This window comes from Oceanomicrobium pacificus, from assembly GCF_009833495.1.
Classification (GTDB): domain Bacteria; phylum Pseudomonadota; class Alphaproteobacteria; order Rhodobacterales; family Rhodobacteraceae; genus Oceanomicrobium; species Oceanomicrobium pacificus.
This window is the reverse complement of sequence record NZ_WUWG01000003.1, coordinates 197,810-213,914: the sequence shown is the minus strand read 5'-3', so window position 1 is coordinate 213,914 and position 16,105 is coordinate 197,810. Positions and strand designations below refer to the sequence as shown.

General features: G+C 65.4%; 13 protein-coding genes. 10 read left to right on the top strand and 3 right to left on the bottom strand.

The window, feature by feature from the left end; all coding sequences use genetic code 11:
* Positions 1-11: 11 nt before the first annotated feature.
* Positions 12-530 (bottom strand): flavin reductase family protein, encoded by a 519-nt coding sequence (locus GSH16_RS07500; protein ID WP_160853632.1) that lies wholly within the window; start codon positions 528-530, stop codon positions 12-14.
* Positions 531-648: 118 nt separating this feature from the next.
* Here GSH16_RS07500 and GSH16_RS07495 point away from each other — a divergent pair, with 118 nt between their 5' ends.
* Positions 649-1,284, top strand: coding sequence for a glutathione S-transferase N-terminal domain-containing protein (locus GSH16_RS07495; protein WP_160853630.1), 636 nt, complete (start codon positions 649-651; stop codon positions 1,282-1,284).
* Positions 1,281-1,499, top strand: coding sequence for a SlyX family protein (locus tag GSH16_RS07490; protein ID WP_160853628.1), 219 nt, complete (start codon positions 1,281-1,283; stop codon positions 1,497-1,499). Before GSH16_RS07495 ends, GSH16_RS07490 begins: the two co-directional genes overlap by 4 nt.
* A 28-nt stretch (positions 1,500-1,527) precedes the next feature.
* On the opposite strand, the gene dnaE is transcribed toward GSH16_RS07490, so the two are convergent.
* Complete coding sequence (dnaE, locus tag GSH16_RS07485; protein ID WP_160853626.1) at positions 1,528-4,980, bottom strand: DNA polymerase III subunit alpha; 3,453 nt, start codon at positions 4,978-4,980, stop codon at positions 1,528-1,530.
* A gap of 126 nt (positions 4,981-5,106) precedes the next feature.
* On the opposite strand from dnaE, the gene uraH reads away from it, so the two are divergent.
* The 8 genes from uraH to GSH16_RS07445 all read left to right on the top strand — a co-directional run bounded on the left by uraH (position 5,107) and on the right by GSH16_RS07445 (position 14,808).
* Positions 5,107-5,454, top strand: coding sequence for a hydroxyisourate hydrolase (uraH, locus tag GSH16_RS07480; RefSeq protein ID WP_160853624.1), 348 nt, complete (start codon positions 5,107-5,109; stop codon positions 5,452-5,454).
* Entirely contained in the window at positions 5,454-6,869 is a 1,416-nt protein-coding gene (gene xdhA, locus GSH16_RS07475) for a xanthine dehydrogenase small subunit (RefSeq protein WP_160853622.1), read from the top strand. Before uraH ends, xdhA begins: the two co-directional genes overlap by 1 nt.
* Positions 6,866-9,160, top strand: coding sequence for a xanthine dehydrogenase molybdopterin binding subunit (gene xdhB / locus GSH16_RS07470; protein ID WP_160853620.1), 2,295 nt, complete (start codon positions 6,866-6,868; stop codon positions 9,158-9,160). The genes xdhA and xdhB overlap by 4 nt, the downstream gene beginning before the upstream one ends.
* A gap of 47 nt (positions 9,161-9,207) precedes the next feature.
* The gene (xdhC, locus tag GSH16_RS07465; RefSeq protein WP_160853618.1) at positions 9,208-10,176 is read left to right on the top strand and encodes a xanthine dehydrogenase accessory protein XdhC; all 969 of its coding nucleotides are present in this window, start codon (positions 9,208-9,210) and stop codon (positions 10,174-10,176) included.
* A complete protein-coding gene (locus tag GSH16_RS07460) occupies positions 10,163-11,674 on the top strand; it encodes an ABC transporter ATP-binding protein (RefSeq protein WP_407941063.1) in 1,512 nt (503 codons plus the stop codon). Before xdhC ends, GSH16_RS07460 begins: the two co-directional genes overlap by 14 nt.
* Entirely contained in the window at positions 11,661-12,728 is a 1,068-nt protein-coding gene (locus GSH16_RS07455; protein ID WP_160853614.1) for an ABC transporter permease, read from the top strand. Before GSH16_RS07460 ends, GSH16_RS07455 begins: the two co-directional genes overlap by 14 nt.
* Positions 12,728-13,660, top strand: coding sequence for an ABC transporter permease (locus GSH16_RS07450; RefSeq protein WP_160853612.1), 933 nt, complete (start codon positions 12,728-12,730; stop codon positions 13,658-13,660). The genes GSH16_RS07455 and GSH16_RS07450 overlap by 1 nt, the downstream gene beginning before the upstream one ends.
* A gap of 68 nt (positions 13,661-13,728) precedes the next feature.
* On the top strand, positions 13,729-14,808 hold the full coding sequence (locus GSH16_RS07445; protein WP_160853610.1) for a BMP family ABC transporter substrate-binding protein: 1,080 nt from the start codon (positions 13,729-13,731) through the stop codon (positions 14,806-14,808).
* 52 nt (positions 14,809-14,860) lie between these two features.
* Here the strand turns inward: GSH16_RS07445 and GSH16_RS07440 are convergent, their stop codons facing one another.
* Complete coding sequence (locus GSH16_RS07440) at positions 14,861-16,084, bottom strand: TCR/Tet family MFS transporter (RefSeq protein WP_160853608.1); 1,224 nt, start codon at positions 16,082-16,084, stop codon at positions 14,861-14,863.
* Positions 16,085-16,105: the final 21 nt, after the last annotated feature.

Below are 16,105 nucleotides of genomic sequence, written 5' to 3'. Positions count from 1 at the left end.
GGAGGCGCGGATCAGGCCAGTCCGGCATAGGCACCGCGATGGTAGATGAGCGGCGCGCGATCGGCTTCCTGAATGCGCTGCACCTCACCCACAACGATCAGATGATCGCCGCCATCATGACCCGCCGCATGTTTGCACTCGAACCGCGCGGCACAACCGTCAAGCAGCGGCGCATCGCCCAAGCCGCGTCCGAAATCGAGATCATGGAACGCGTCGCCCGAACGTGCGAACCGCTCCGACAGGTCGCGCTGGTCGGCGGCAAGGATATGGATGGCGAAATAGTCGGCCGCCTCGAACGCGGGGAAACGGGCCGACTTGCGCGCCGGCGACCAGAGCACCAGCGCCGGGTCAAGCGACACGGAGGCAAAACTGTTGGCCGTGATGCCAAGCGGGCCGTCATCGGTCATCGTGGTCACGATGGTGACCCCGGTCGCGAACCGGCCGAGCGCATTGCGCAATTCCCGCTGATCGAACGTCACCCGTTCCTCCGACCTGTCATCCTGTCCTGTGCCGGGACACTTAGCCTGCATACGGACCGGATGTCGATGCGGACCAACGGGAATTTCCCCCGCGGACCACGCACCAACGCCCCCGCGCCACCGCCCGAGAGCGCTTGCCGCACGGCGCGGCGCGGTTTATGCCCAAGCCATGACCCTGCCGATCCTCTACTCCTTCCGCCGCTGCCCCTATGCGATGCGGGCCCGTCTGGCGCTCTCCGCCTGCGGGGCGCGCGTGGCACTGCGAGAGGTCCGGCTGCGGGACAAACCGGCGGCGATGCTGGATGCCTCGCCCAAGGGCACGGTTCCGGTGCTGGTGTTGCCGGACGGCACGGTGATCGAGGAAAGCCGCGACGTCGTGGACTGGGCGCTGGCCCGATCCGGCGACACCGCCTTTCGCGCCACATGGGACGAGGCGCTGACGGACCGGATCGACACGGAGTTCAAGCCGCATCTCGATACCTACAAATACCGGTTTCACGACGCGCCGGACAGGTCACAGGCCGCACGGGCGGCGGCGGCGCCCTATCTTGCCGAACTGGCAAACAGGCTGGAGACAAGGGACTGGCTGTCAGGCACCGCGCCCGGCATCACCGACCTGATGATCCTTCCCTTTGTCCGGCAGTTTGCGATGGTCGACCGTCCGTGGTTCGACGCGTCCGCCCCCGCTGCGCTGGTGAGCTGGCTCGATCGCGGGCTCGCGGCGCCCTGGTTTCTGGCGGTGATGGACAAATATGACCCGTGGCGCCCCGGCGCGCCCGAACCGATTTTCCCGGAGGCCGCATGAGCACCAACCCGACCAGCCGCATCGACGATCTGGAAATCCAGCTGGCCCATATGGCCCGTACGGTGGACGAGCTGAACGAGGTGGTGACCGCGCAGGCCGAGACGATCGCGCGGATGGAGCGACGCATCGCGCTTTTGGTGGAACGCGCCGCCGCGCAGGAGGCCGACACACCGGGTTCGATCCCGCTTGCGGACCAGAAACCGCCGCACTGGTAGGCAGGAGCGGCGCAGCGCGTCCGCAGGTTCAGAAATCCTCGATATGGGCGACGCCGGCAATGTGCTTGATCGCGCCCTTCACCTGCGGATTGATCGGATATTCCTCCGGCAGGGCCAGCCACACGTCGCCTGGCAGGTCGGGATGCATCAGGATCACGTCTACGGGGCCCTTGGTGCGCACGGTACCGACGATGGACGGATCGGTGAGCCGGCGGTGCAGCGATGGCACCGCATTTTCATCGTTGAGGAAGACGCGCAGGCCCGCCGCCGCGGCATCCTGCACAGCTTCGTCGACCGGCTGCACCGAGCGTGCGAGCAGCTTCAACTGGTCCCCTTCGAGATTGGCCTCCACATAGAGCACGACATTCTGGCCCGGCTCCAGCCGGTCGCGTGCCGCTTCCAGCGTGTCCGAAAAGACCGTGACCTCGTAAAGGCCCGTCGGGTCTGACAGTTGCACGAACGCATACCGGTTGCCGCGGGCGGATTTGCGTTCTTGTTTCGACGCGACCGACCCCGCGATCTTGGCGGCGAGCGGACCGCCGGCCGCGGCCTGTGTCAGTTCCGTCAGGGTCATCACCGGCGGACGCTGCCGCTTCAGCGGCCCCAGATAATCGTCCAGCGGATGGCCCGACAGGTAGAAACCGATCGCCTGATGCTCTTCGGACAGCCGTTCGGTCGGCAGCCAGTCCTCGGGCATCGGCAGGCGCGGGGCGGGCAGGTCCTCTCCGCCATCCCCGAAGAGGCTCGTCTGCGCGGAACTGCGATCCTCATGCGTGGCGGTGGAATAGGCGACAAGCTGGTCGAGGCTGCGCATCACCTTGCAACGGTTGCCGTCAAGCTGGTCGAACGCGCCGGCGCGCGCCAGCATCTCCAGCGGGCGCTTGCCGATCTTCTTGAGGTCCACCCGCCGCGCAAAATCGAACAGGTCGACAAACGGCCCCCCGTCGGCCCGCGCGTCAGTGATGAGGCGCATCGCCTCCACCCCGACATTCTTCAGCGCGCCCAGCGCATAGACAATCTTGCCGTCGCGGACCGAGAACATGGCCTCCGACCGGTTGACGCAGGGCGGCACGAGGTCGATCTCCAGCCGGTCCACCTCCCGCTTGTAGACGTTCAGCTTGTCGGTCAGGTGGATATCGCAATTCATCACCGCGGCCATGAACTCGACCGGATGGTTCGCCTTCAGCCAGCCGGTCTGATAGCTGACCACCGCGTAAGCCGCCGCGTGCGACTTGTTGAACCCGTAATTGGCGAATTTCTCCAGCAGGTCGAACACTTCGGTGGCCTTCGCCTGATCGACCCCGTTCTCCTGCGCGCCTTTTACGAATTTCGGCCGCTCCGCATCCATCGCGGCCTTGATCTTCTTGCCCATGGCGCGGCGCAGCAGGTCGGCGCCGCCGAGCGAATAGCCTGCCATGACCTGCGCGATCTGCATCACCTGCTCCTGATAGACGATGATGCCCTGCGTTTCCTCAAGGATATGGTCGATCAGCGGGTGGATGCTCTCCAGCTCCTCCTGCCCGTTCTTCACCTTGCAATATTTCGGGATATTCTCCATCGGGCCGGGCCGGTAGAGCGCCACGAGGGCGACGATATCCTCGATACAGGTGGGCTTCATCTGCCTCAGCGCGTCCTGCATGCCCGAGCTCTCCACCTGGAACACGGCCACGGTCTTGGCCGAGGCATAGAGGTCATAGGTCGGCTTGTCGTCGAGCGGGATCGCCCCGATATCGACCTCCACCCCGCGCTGCGCCAGAAGATCGAGCGCGTTCTGGATCACGGTCAGGGTCTTCAGGCCGAGGAAGTCGAATTTCACCAGCCCCGCCGGTTCGACCCATTTCATGTTGAACTGGGTCGCCGGCATGTCGGAGCGCGGGTCCTGATAGAGCGGCACAAGCTCGTCGAGCGGCCGGTCCCCGATCACGACGCCCGCGGCATGGGTGGAAGCGTTGCGCAGAAGCCCTTCGAGCTTCTCGGCATAATCGAGCATCCGCCCGACCACTTCTTCCGCCCTTGCTTCCTCGCGCAGGCGCGGCTCGTCGGCCAGCGCCTGGGTGATGGAAACGGGCTTTACCCCCTCCACGGGGATCATCTTGGACAGGCGGTCGACCTGCCCGTAGGGCATCTGCAGCACCCGGCCCACATCGCGCACCGCGGCCTTCGACAGGAGCGCGCCGAAGGTGATGATCTGGGCCACGCGATCACGCCCGTATTTTTCCTGAACGTAGGCGATCACCTCCTCGCGGCGGTCCATGCAGAAATCGATGTCGAAATCGGGCATGGAGACACGTTCGGGGTTGAGGAACCGCTCGAACAGCAGCGAATAGCGCAGCGGGTCCAGATCGGTGATCGTCAGCGCATAGGCCACGAGGGAACCGGCACCCGACCCGCGACCGGGACCGACCGGGATGCTGTTGTCCTTGGCCCATTTGATGAAATCGGCAACGATCAGGAAATAGCCCGGAAATCCCATGCCCTCGATGATACCGAGCTCGAATTCGAGCCGCTTTTCATAATCCTCGACCGGTGCCGCATGGGGAATGACGGCGAGCCGCGCCTTCAACCCTTCTTGCGCCTGCCGCCGCAATTCCTCCACCTCGTCATCTGCAAATTTCGGCAGGATCGGGTCGCGCATCTCGGCCTTGAAAGCACAGCGGCGCGCGATCTCGACTGTATTGGCAATGGCCTCCGGCAGATCGTCGAACAGCGCGACCATTTCCTCCTGCGTCTTGAAAAAATGCTCAGGCGTCAGGCGGCGGCGCGGTTCCTGCTGGTCGACATAGGCACCATCGGCAATGCAGATCAGCGCATCATGCGCGTCATACATGTCGCGGACAGGAAAATGGACATTGTTGGTCGCCACCAGCGGCAGGCCGAGGTCATAGGCCAGCGCCACCAGCCCCGGCTCGGTCGCGGCCTCAGCCGGCGTCCGGCGCGTGCCGTCGCCCGGATGGCGCTGGACCTCGACATAGAGCCGGTCGCCAAAGAGCGCCTGCAGCCGCTGCATCAAACCACGGGCCTTTTCGGACTGGCCGTCCTGCAGGAACCGCCCCACCGGCCCCTCGGCGCCGCCCGTCAGGCAGATGAGCCCCTCATGATGTTTCGCCAGATGGTCGAGCGTGACATGCGGGATCTGGTCCCGGTCCTCCAGAAAATTGCAGCTGTTGAGCTTCATCAGATGCGCATAGCCGGCCTCGTTCTGCGCGAGGAGGACAATGGGAGCAAGACGTGGCGGCTTGCCCGGCTCGGGCTGCTCGTAGGCAAGGCTCAACTCGCAGCCCACGATCGGCTGGATGCCGGCCTCCGCCGCGACGGTCGAAAATTCGAGCGCCGCAAAGAGGTTGCCGCTGTCGGTCACCGCGACGGCCGGCATCCCGTCCTTTTCGCAGAGTTTCGGAAGCGCCTTCACCTGTATCGCCCCTTCCAGAAGCGAATAGGCGGTATGGGTGCGCAAATGGATGAATCGGACAGGGCTGCTCATGCGTCCAAACTATCGCGCCGCGGGTCCAAGGGAAACGCGGATTTTGCGCGATTGGGCACCGCCCGCCCTTGAACTGCGCGCCGCGAGGGTGCCTGATAGATGGCTTGAGAATCAAACGGGGAAACAATGGGCAGCCTGACGACACATGTGCTGGACACGAGCAGCGGACGACCGGCCGAGGGCCTGAAGATCTCGCTCTATCAGATTGACGGGGAACGGAAACTCCTGTCGGAGCATGTGACCAATGCGGACGGGCGCTGCGATGCACCGCTGCTGACGGCGGAGAGCTGGGCGCCCGGCCGATACGAGCTATTGTTCCATGCGGGCGCCTATCTCGACAGTGCCGCGGGCAATCTGCCGGAGCCGAAATTCCTCGACGATATCCCGCTGCGCTTCGGCATGGCCGAGGACAGCCACTACCATGTGCCGCTCCTGATCTCGCCCTTCGGCTATTCGACCTATCGGGGCAGCTGATGGGAGAGATCCGATTTCTGCTGAACGGCACCGAACGGCGGCTGGCGCCTGCCGATCCGACCGAAACGCTGCTCGACTATCTGCGCGAGACGGAATCCCTCACCGGGACCAAGGAAGGCTGCAACGAAGGCGATTGCGGGGCCTGCACGGTGACGGTTTCGGCGCTGGAAGACGGCCGGCTCGTGCATCGCGCGATGAATGCCTGCATCCTCTTCCTGCCGCAGCTGCACGGAAAGGCCGTGCGCACGGTCGAGGGGCTGGCCGCGGATGATGGGCGCCTGCATCCGGTGCAGGAGGCCATGGTGACCGAACATGGCAGCCAGTGCGGTTTCTGCACGCCCGGGATCACCATGTCGCTCTACACCGCGCATCGTGACGGCCGTCAGGATTTCGATGATGTGCTCGCGGGCAATCTCTGCCGCTGCACGGGCTATGCGCCGATCATTCGGGCCGCGCGTGTCGCGGCCGACCAGCCCGCACCGGACTGGGAGTGGGACGAAGCCGCATGGCTGGCGGACGCCGCCGAAGACCGGTCAGACATTGCGCTCGACGGGGCGTTCCTGCCGGCCTCGGTCGACAGTTTCGCCAACTGGTATGCCGACAATCCTGATGCGGTGATCGTGGGTGGCGCGACCGATGTCGGCCTATGGGTCACCAAGCAGTTGCGCAAGCTCGCACCGGTGGTGTTCCTGCACCGGTTGACGGACCTGCAATCCATCACCGCAACGGAGGACGGTTTGCGCGTCGGCGCCGGCGTCACCCTGTCCCGACTGCGCGGCGCCATTGTCGACCGGCACCCCGATTTCGCCGAACTGATCCGCCGCTACGGGTCGACGCAGGTGCGCAACGCCGCAACAATCGGCGGGAACATCGCGAACGGCTCGCCGATCGGGGACGGGCCGCCCGCGCTCATCGCGCTCGGCGCAACGCTGCGGCTTCGCCATGGGGCGGAGACGCGCGACATGCCGCTCGAAACGTTCTTCGTTGACTATGGCAAGCAGGACCGTCGCCCGGGCGAGTTCGTGGAGAGCATCTTCATCCCCGCCCAGCCCGACCGGTTGCGGTGCTACAAGATTTCCAAGCGGTTCGATCAGGACATTTCCGCGATCTGCGGCTGTTTCTCGGTCACGGTCGAGGACGGCACCGTCACCGCCGCACGCGTGGCCTTCGGCGGCATGGCGGCGACGCCGAAACGTGCGGCGGCCACCGAAGCGGCGCTCGTGGGCGCGCGTTGGTCCGAAGAGACCGTGCAAAAAGCCATGCAGGCGATGCAGGAGGATTTCACACCCATCAGCGACATGCGGGCCTCTGCCGGCTACCGCGCGCAGGCGGCGGCAAACCTGCTGAAACGCTACTGGCTGGAAGACAGCCTGCCCCTCAGCCAGACCCGCATCGTCGGACGGGGGGCAGCATGAGCGAGACAGTGCATGTCGGCGCACCGACCCGCCACGACAGTGCCGTCGGCCATGTCACCGGCACGGCGCGCTATACAGACGACCTGCCCCTTCCGGCAGGCTGCCTGCATCTGGCCTTCGGCCTGTCAGAGGTCGCGCATGGCACGATCACGAAGCTTGATCTGGAGGCTGTGAAAGAAGCGCCCGGCGTTGTGGCCGTGCTGACGGTGGACGATCTGCCCGCCGCCAATGACGTGTCCCCGTCGGTGCATGACGAACCGCTTCTGGCGGACGGCACAGTCCATTATGTCGGCCAGCCTGTCTTTCTGGTCGTGGCGACGAGCCATCTGGCGGCACGCAAGGCGGCAACGCTCGGACGGGTCGACATCACGCCCCTGCCCGCGCTCCTGACCATCGACGCGGCGCTCGCGGCCGGAAGCCAGTTCGAGGCGCCGCTGACCTTCGCGCGCGGCGCGGCGGAGCTGGCCCTGTCGAAGGCCACGCACCGGCTATCGGGCACGATGGAAATTGGCGGGCAGGAACATTTCTACCTTGAGGGTCAGGCCGCCGCCGCCGAACCGGGCGAGGATGGCGACATGCTCGTCCACTCCTCCACCCAGCATCCGAGCGAGATCCAGCACAAGGTGGCCGAAGCGCTTGGCCAGCCGTTCAACACCGTTCGCGTCTCGGTGCGCCGGATGGGCGGCGGGTTCGGCGGCAAGGAAAGCCAGGGCAACGCGCTTGCCGTGGCCTGTGCCGTGGCCGCGCGCGCCACGGGGCGGCCCTGCAAGATGCGCTATGATCGCGACGATGACATGGTCATCACGGGCAAGCGCCACGACCTGCGCATCGCCTACGAGGTCGGCTTCGACGCGGAGGGCCGGATCGAGGCGCTCGACGTGGAACATTTCGTGCGGTGCGGCTGGGCGCAGGACCTGTCCCTGCCGGTGGCGGACCGGGCGATGCTGCATGCCGACAATGCCTATTACCTGCCCAATGTCCGCATCCGGTCGCACCGGCTGCGCACCAACACCCAATCGGCCACAGCCTTTCGCGGGTTCGGTGGGCCACAAGGGCTCGTCGGGATGGAACGGATCATCGACCATATCGCCGCCGAACTGGGGCGCGACCCGCTCAACGTGCGACGGGTCAATTTCTACGGCCCGCCCGGATCGAAGGACCGGGTCACGACCCCCTACCATATGGAGGTCGAGGATTGCGTCATCGCCGACATGGTGGAGGAACTGGCCGCATCCTCCGACTATGCGGCGCGGCGCAAGGAGATCGCCGACTACAATGCCGGCAGTCCCATCCTGAAACGCGGGATCGCCCTTACACCGGTGAAATTCGGCATCTCCTTCACCCTGTCGCACCTCAATCAGGCCGGGGCGCTCGTTCATGTCTACACGGACGGGTCGATCCACCTGAACCATGGCGGGACGGAAATGGGTCAGGGGCTCAACACCAAGGTCGCGCAGGTCGCGGCCGAGGCATTCGGCCAGCCGCTCGACGCCGTGCGCATCACCGCAACCGACACGGGCAAGGTGCCCAACACGTCGGCCACCGCAGCCTCCTCCGGTTCGGACCTGAACGGCATGGCCGCGAAAGCCGCCTGCGACACGATCCGCGACCGGTTGAACGCCTTTGCCGCCGAACGCTGGCAGGTGCAGCCCGACCAGATCGCCTATGCGGGCGGCATGGTGACGATCGGATCGGAAACCCTGCCCTTCGCCGAACTGGTGCAGTCTGCCTATCAGGCGCGCATTCAGCTCTCCGCAACCGGCTTCTATGCCACGCCCAAGATCAAGTGGGACCGGTTCAAGGGACAGGGCCGGCCCTTCTTCTATTTTGCCTATGGCGCGGCTGTTACCGAGGTGATTGTCGACACGCTGACCGGCGAGAACCGCATCCTGCAGGCCGATATCCTGCATGATGTGGGCCGGAGCCTGAACCCGGCCATCGACATCGGTCAGGTGGAGGGCGGATATGTGCAGGGTGCCGGCTGGCTGACGACCGAGGAACTGGTCTGGGACGATCAGGGACGCCTGCGCACCCACGCGCCGTCGACCTACAAGATCCCGGCCTGCTCGGACCGTCCGAAAAGCTTCACCGTCCGGCTCTGGGACAAGGGGCGCAACCGCGAAGAGACGATCTACCGTTCCAAGGCGGTCGGGGAGCCGCCCTTCATGCTCGGCACTTCGGCGTTCCTTGCCCTGTCGGACGCGCTCGCACAGGCGCGGTCAGATCGCTATCCGGCGCTCGACGCACCGGCAACGGCGGAACGGCTGCTGACCGCGCTGACCGCACCATGACGCACCCAAGGACGCCCCGCGCCGCCCGGCGGCAAGGCTGAGACCCGATGACACGCGACGCCAACCCGTTCGACACCCAGCCCCTGCGGGACCTCGTGTTCCGCAACGGCACCGTCGTCCGGGCGGTCATCACCAGTGTCGCCGGTTCCGCACCGCGCGGCGTGGGCGCGGCCATGATCGTCTGGGCAGACGGGCAATCCGGCACGATCGGCGGTGGCGCGCTGGAACTCGACGTGACCGACCGCGCGCGGCAGATGATCCGCGAAGGCGGCGCCTGGGCGCGGCAGGAACTGAGCCAGCCGCTCGGCCCCGCGCTCGGCCAGTGCTGCGGCGGATCGGTGCGGGTGCTCCTGGAGCGGTTCACGGCGGACGAGTTGCCGGACCTGCCGGCAGACGGTGTGTTCACGCGGCAACTGGTTTCTGGGCCGCCTGACCCGCAGCAGGCACCGGACGGACCGCTGCCGCACCGCGCCGACGGGCAATTCAGCGAATCCGTGGCGGACGGGGCGGTGCCGGTCTGGATCTATGGCGCGGGCCATGTCGGCCGCGCCCTTGTCCATTGCCTGAGCGACCTGCCCTTCGCTGTCACATGGGTGGATGATGCCAAGGCGCGCTTCCCCGCCCTTGTTCCCGCCCATGCAACGCAACTGGTCGCCCACGACCCGGCCGATGCCGCAGCCCTTGCGCCCGATACGGCGCATCACCTGATCATGACCTATAGCCACGGCATGGATCTGGAACTCTGCCACAGGCTGCTGGGGCGCAAGACGGCGTCCGTCGGGCTGATCGGATCAGCCACGAAACGCGCCCGGTTCGAGAAACGGCTGCGCGATCTGGGGCATGATGAAACCGCAATTGCGCGACTTATTTGCCCGATCGGTCAAAAAAACCTTGGCAAACGCCCCATGGCCATCGCGATAGGGGTTGCCGCAGAGCTTTTGGCAATGCAACAAAAGATCGGCTTACAAGAACAAGAATCCGTGAAGGAGACGCTGCTTGACCCTGCTCACGATTGAGGGGCTGACCAAGGCCTATCCGGGCGTTCTGGCGAACGATCACGTCTCTTTCACCATTGAACCGGGTGAGATCCACGCGTTGCTCGGCGAAAATGGCGCCGGCAAATCCACACTTGTGAAGATGATCTATGGTCTGGTGCGGCCCGACAGCGGCCGGATGGCGCTGCACGGCCACCCGTTCGCCCCGCACAAACCGGGCGAGGCACGCGCCGCCGGCGTCTCGATGGTGTTCCAGCATTTCTCGCTCTTCGAAGCGCTGACCGTGGCCGAGAACATCACGTTGGGCATGGAAAACGCGCCACCGCGTGCCGAATTGTCCGCCCGCATCCGCGATGTGAGCCAGGAATATGGCTTGCCCCTAGACCCCGACCGGCTGGTCGGTGATCTGTCGGTGGGCGAGCGCCAGCGGGTAGAGATCGTGCGCTGCCTGCTGCAGAACCCGCGGCTTCTGATCATGGACGAGCCGACCTCCGTCCTGACCCCGCAGGAGGTGGACACGCTCTTCCAGACCTTGCGCAAACTGTCCGCCGAAGGCGTGGCGATCCTCTATATCTCCCACAAGCTCGACGAGATCCGCACGCTCTGCCAGCGCGCCACGGTGCTGCGCGGCGGCAAGGTCGTGGCCGAATGCACGCCGGCTGACGAGACCGCCCGTTCGCTGGCCGAGATGATGATCGGCGGTGAACTGGCGATGCCGAAGGCGCGCAGCTTCTCGCCCGGGGAGCCGATCCTGCGGGTGATGGAACTGAGCCTGCCGTCGCAGACACCGTTCGGCACCGATCTCGACCGGATCACCTTCCAGGTCCGCGCGGGCGAGATCCTCGGCATCGGTGGCGTTGCGGGCAACGGGCAGGACGAGTTGATGGCGGCGCTCACAGGCGAACGCGCGGTGGCTGAGGAAATGATCGTGCTGAGCGGGCGCCATATCGGGCGGACCGGACCGGACCGGCGCCGGATTCTCGGGCTCCTGACCGCGCCTGAACAACGTCTCGGCCATGCGGCCGCACCCGCCATGTCTCTGACAGAAAACGCCTTTCTGACCGGACGGTCGCGCCAGAAGCTCGACAGTCTGGGCTTCGTCAACCGCGAGAGCACGCGCAGCTTCGCCCGCGCCATCATCGAGCGGTTCGACGTGCGCACGCCGGGCGCAGCCACGCCCGCGCAGGCGCTGTCGGGCGGCAACCTGCAGAAATATGTGATCGGGCGCGAGGTGCTGCAAAAGCCTGCCGCGCTCGTCGTCAACCAGCCCACATGGGGCGTCGATGCCGCCGCCGCGGCCGCGATCAGGCAGTCGATCCGCGATCTGGCCGCCCAAGGGTCGGCGGTGGTCGTGATCTCGCAGGATCTCGACGAACTGATGGAAATTTCCGACACGTTCGCCGTGCTGGCCGGCGGCGCCCTGTCGGTGCCACAGCCCGCCGCGGGCCTGTCGGTGGAAAAGATCGGACTGATGATGGGCGGCAACCTGGCAGAGGAGGCCGACCATGCTGAGGCTTGAACCACGGCGGCGGCCGTCGAAACTGATGCTCGGTCTGACGCCGGTTCTGGCGGTCATCGCGACCATGATCGCGGGCGGCATCCTGTTCGCGATCCTCGGCAAAAACCCGGTCGAAGCGATCCGGATCATCTTCATCGACCCGTTTCTTGACCCGTTCTCGCGCACAGAACTGCTGGTCAAGGGCGCGCCGCTCGTGCTCATCGCGATCGGCCTGTCCCTCGGCTTCCGCGCCAATATCTGGAACATCGGCGCAGAGGGGCAATTTGTCATCGGCGCGCTGGCCGGCGGGGCAACCGGTCTGGCCTTCTATCCAATGGAAGGCATCTGGATCCTGCCCGTCATGGCCATCGCCGGTGCGGCGGGCGGATTTGCCTGGGCGATGATCCCGGCCTTCCTGAAAATCCGCTTCAATGCCAACGAGATCCTTGTCAGCCTGATGCTGGTCTATGTCGCGATCCTGCTCCTGTCGGCGCTTGTGTCCGGTCCGCTGCGCGATCCCGACGGGTTCAACTTCCCCGAAAGCCGGCTCTTCCATGACAGCGCAACACTGCCGATCATCATATCGGGCTCGCGCGCCCATGCCGGTGTCCTCGTGGCGCTCGCCTCGGTCGTCATTGCTTACGTGCTTCTGAACCGCCATGTGCTCGGCTACCAGATCAAGCTGACCGGGCAGGCGCCGAAGGCCGCCGCCTTTGCCGGGGTCAACGCCAACCGGATCATCGCGATCTGCCTTGGCACATCGGGCGCGCTCGCAGGACTTGCGGGCATGTTCGAAGCCGCCGGTCCCGTGGGACAGCTCGTCCCGGCCCTGCCCGTCGGCTATGGGTTCACAGCCATTATCGTGGCGTTCCTCGGGCGGCTCAACCCGATCGGGATCCTGCTCGCGGGCGGTGTCATGGCGCTGACCTATATCGGCGGCGAGACCGCGCAGTTGACCCTGTCCCTGCCCGCTGCCGCGATCAGCGTCTTTCAGGGCATGCTGCTCTTCTTCCTGCTCGCCATGGATATTCTGATCACCTATCGCGTCCGCATCCGCCGGACGGAGGTCGCCTGATGGACTTTTCCGCACTGAACCCGATCGCGCTCGTGGCCAGCCTTGTCGTGGCCGCCACGCCGCTTCTGTTTGCCGCCCTCGGCGAGCTTGTGACCGAAAAATCCGGTGTGCTGAACCTCGGTGTCGAGGGGATGATGATCTTCGGCGCGATCTGCGGTTTCGCGATCTCGGTCGAGAGCGGGTCGCCCTGGCTCGGCCTCGTGGCCGCCGCGATCGGCGGCGCGCTCATTTCGCTCATCTTCGGGGTGCTGACGCAGGTGCTCCTGTCGAACCAGGTGGCAACGGGACTGGCGCTGACCATGTTCGGGCTGGGGCTCGCCGCGCTCATCGGGCAGCCCTATGCCGGGATCAAGCCGCCGAGCTTCCCCAAGCTCGACCTGCCGGTCCTGTCGGACCTGCCGGTGATCGGGCCGCTCCTCTTCCAGTATGACTACATGGTCTATGTCTCGCTGGCGCTGACGGTCGGGATCTGGCTCTTCCTGACCCGAAGCCGCGCCGGGCTGGTACTGCGCGCGGTGGGCGAGAACCATGACGCGGCCCATTCGCTGGGCTACAACGTGATCCTGATCCGTCTGGCCGCCATCGCCTTCGGCGGCGCCTGTGCGGGACTGGGCGGCGCCTATCTGTCGCTCATCCGCGTGCCGCAATGGACCGAGGGCATGACCGCCGGTGCCGGCTGGATCGCGCTGGCCATCGTGGTCTTCGCCAGCTGGAAACCGTGGCGCGTCCTGCTCGGCGCCTACCTGTTCGGCGGGGTCACGATCCTGCAGCTGAACCTGCAGGCGCTCGGCATCTCCATCCAGTCGCAGTATTTGTCCATGACACCCTATCTGGTCACGATTATTGTGCTGGTCATCATGTCGGCCGACCGCAGTCGTGCCGCTCTGAACGCACCGGCCTCGCTCGGCCGCGTGTTCCACAAAACCGGGTGACACAATCCGGAACGAAAGACATTCGGGGGGATATCCATCCCGTGACGATGACAACAAGGAGAGTTTCAATGAACTTCGTCAAAACCCTGGCCGTGGCGGCCACCGCCGCCGTCGGTCTGACCGGCGCGGCATTCGCCGACGGTCACGAGAAGACCAAGGTCGGCTTCATCTATGTCGGCCCCGTGGGCGACTTCGGCTGGTCCTACGAGCATGACCAGGGCCGCAAGGCGGTCGTCGAAGCCTTCGGCGACAAGGTCGAAACCACTTACGTGGAAAGCGTTCCGGAAGGCCCGGATGCCGAGCGCGTCATCCGCCAGATGGCCCAGAGCGGCCATGACCTGATCTTCACCACCTCGTTCGGCTACATGAACCCGACCATCAAGGTGGCCAAGCAGTTCCCGGACGTGAAGTTCGAACATGCGACCGGCTACCAGCGGGCGGACAATGTCTCCACCTATTCCGGCCGTTTCTACGAGGGCCGGACCGTCATCGGCCATATTGCCGGCAAGATGACCGAGACGAACAAGATCGGCTACATTGCCTCCTTCCCGATCCCGGAAGTCGTGCGCGGCATCAACGCGGCCTATCTGGCCGCCAAGAAAGCCAACCCCGACGTCGAATTCAAGATCGTCTGGGTCTCCACTTGGTTTGACCCGGGCAAGGAAGCCGATGCGGCCAACGCGCTCATCGAACAGGGCGTCGACGTGATCATGCAGCACACGGACAGCCCGGCTGCGATGACCATCGCCGAGGAAAAGGGCATCTATGCCTTCGGCCAGGCGTCGGACATGAAAGAGTTCGGCCCGAACGCACGGCTCTCCTCGATCATCGACAATTGGGGCCCCTACTATGTGTCCCGCGTGCAGGCGGTCATGGACGGCACATGGGAAAGCACCGACACCTGGGACGGGATCGCACCCGGTCTGACCGAGATCGGCGAGTTCTCCGACAAGATCCCCGCCGACGTGCAGGCTGAAGCGACCGCCATCAAGGACGCGATCGTTGCCGGCGAACTGCATTCCTTCACCGGTCCGATCAACAAGCAGGACGGCACGCCGTGGCTTGCCGAAGGCGAAACCGCCGATGACGGCACGCTGCTCGGCATGAACTTCTATGTCGAAGGGATCGAGGGCGAACTGCCCAACTGATCCTGACGGACCAGCGCTTGGAACGGCCCGCCTACACAGGCGGGCCGTTTTTTCATGCGCTGTCGGTCACGATGTCGGTCAGCCGCTTGATCCGCGTCAGGACCATGAGGCAGATGACCGTCAGGAAGGCCGCCAGCAGGAACGGGGCGCCGGGCATGTAATAGGCCGCGCCCTCATAGGTGAAGATGCGGAACAGTCCGGTCATCATCAGCGGGCTGAAGATCGTACCGACCGAGGCCACCGAGGCCAGCAAGCCCTGCAACTCGCCCTGTTCGTCATCACCCACGCGGTTCGACATCATGCCCTGCAGCGCCGGACCGGCGAGGTTGCCGAGCGCGGTGATCGGCATCAGGATGAAGATCCAGATGCCGTTGGTCACGAAGGCGATGATCACAAGGCCGACGATTTCCATGACAAGGCCGAAGATCGCCGTCCGCCGCTCACCGAGTTTCGCCAGCACGATCCGGATCAGGAACCCCTGAACGAAGGCCGCCAAGAGCCCGTAAGTCGCAAGGCTGAGCCCCACCATGCCCGTCGACCAGGCGAACCGCTCGATGGTGAAATAGGCCCAGATCGCCGGATAGACAAAGAGCGCGAGATTGAACAGGAAGAAGACCAGCACCAGCCCCGCCAGCACCGGGAAATGCCGCACCCGCAGGAGCGCCCCGAACGGGTTGGCGCGGCGCCAGTCGAAGGCGCGGCGTTTCTCGGGCGCAAGCGTTTCGGGTGCCACGAACCAGCCGAAAGTGGCATTGGCGAAAGCCAGAAGGGCGGCGGCCAGAAACGGCGCCTGCGGCCCAAGCGTGCCGAGCAGCCCGCCGATGGCCGGCCCGACAATGAACCCGATCCCGAAGGCCGCGCCGACCAGCCCGAAATTGGCGGCGCGCTTCTCGGGCGGGGTGATATCGGCCAGATAGGCGGTGGCGGTTGCATGCGTCGCACCCGCGATCCCGCTGATGGTGCGCGCAACGAACAGGAGCCAGATCGATCCGGCCACCGCCATCAGAAGATAGTCGAGCCCCATGACGAAGAGCGAGGCAAGCAGCACCGGGCGCCGTCCGAAACGGTCCGACAGGCCGCCCAGAACCGGCCCGAAGATGAACTGCATCAGCGCATAGGTGAAGATCAGCCAGCCGCCCCAGAGCGCGGCGGCGGAGATGGACTCCGTCAGGAGCATCGCGATCAGCTCCGGCAGGACCGGCAGGATGAGCCCGATGCCGATCGCGTCGATCGTGACCGTGGCAATGATGAAGATCAATGATTTGCGGTTCGTCATGGGCGCACGCTACGGCCTTGC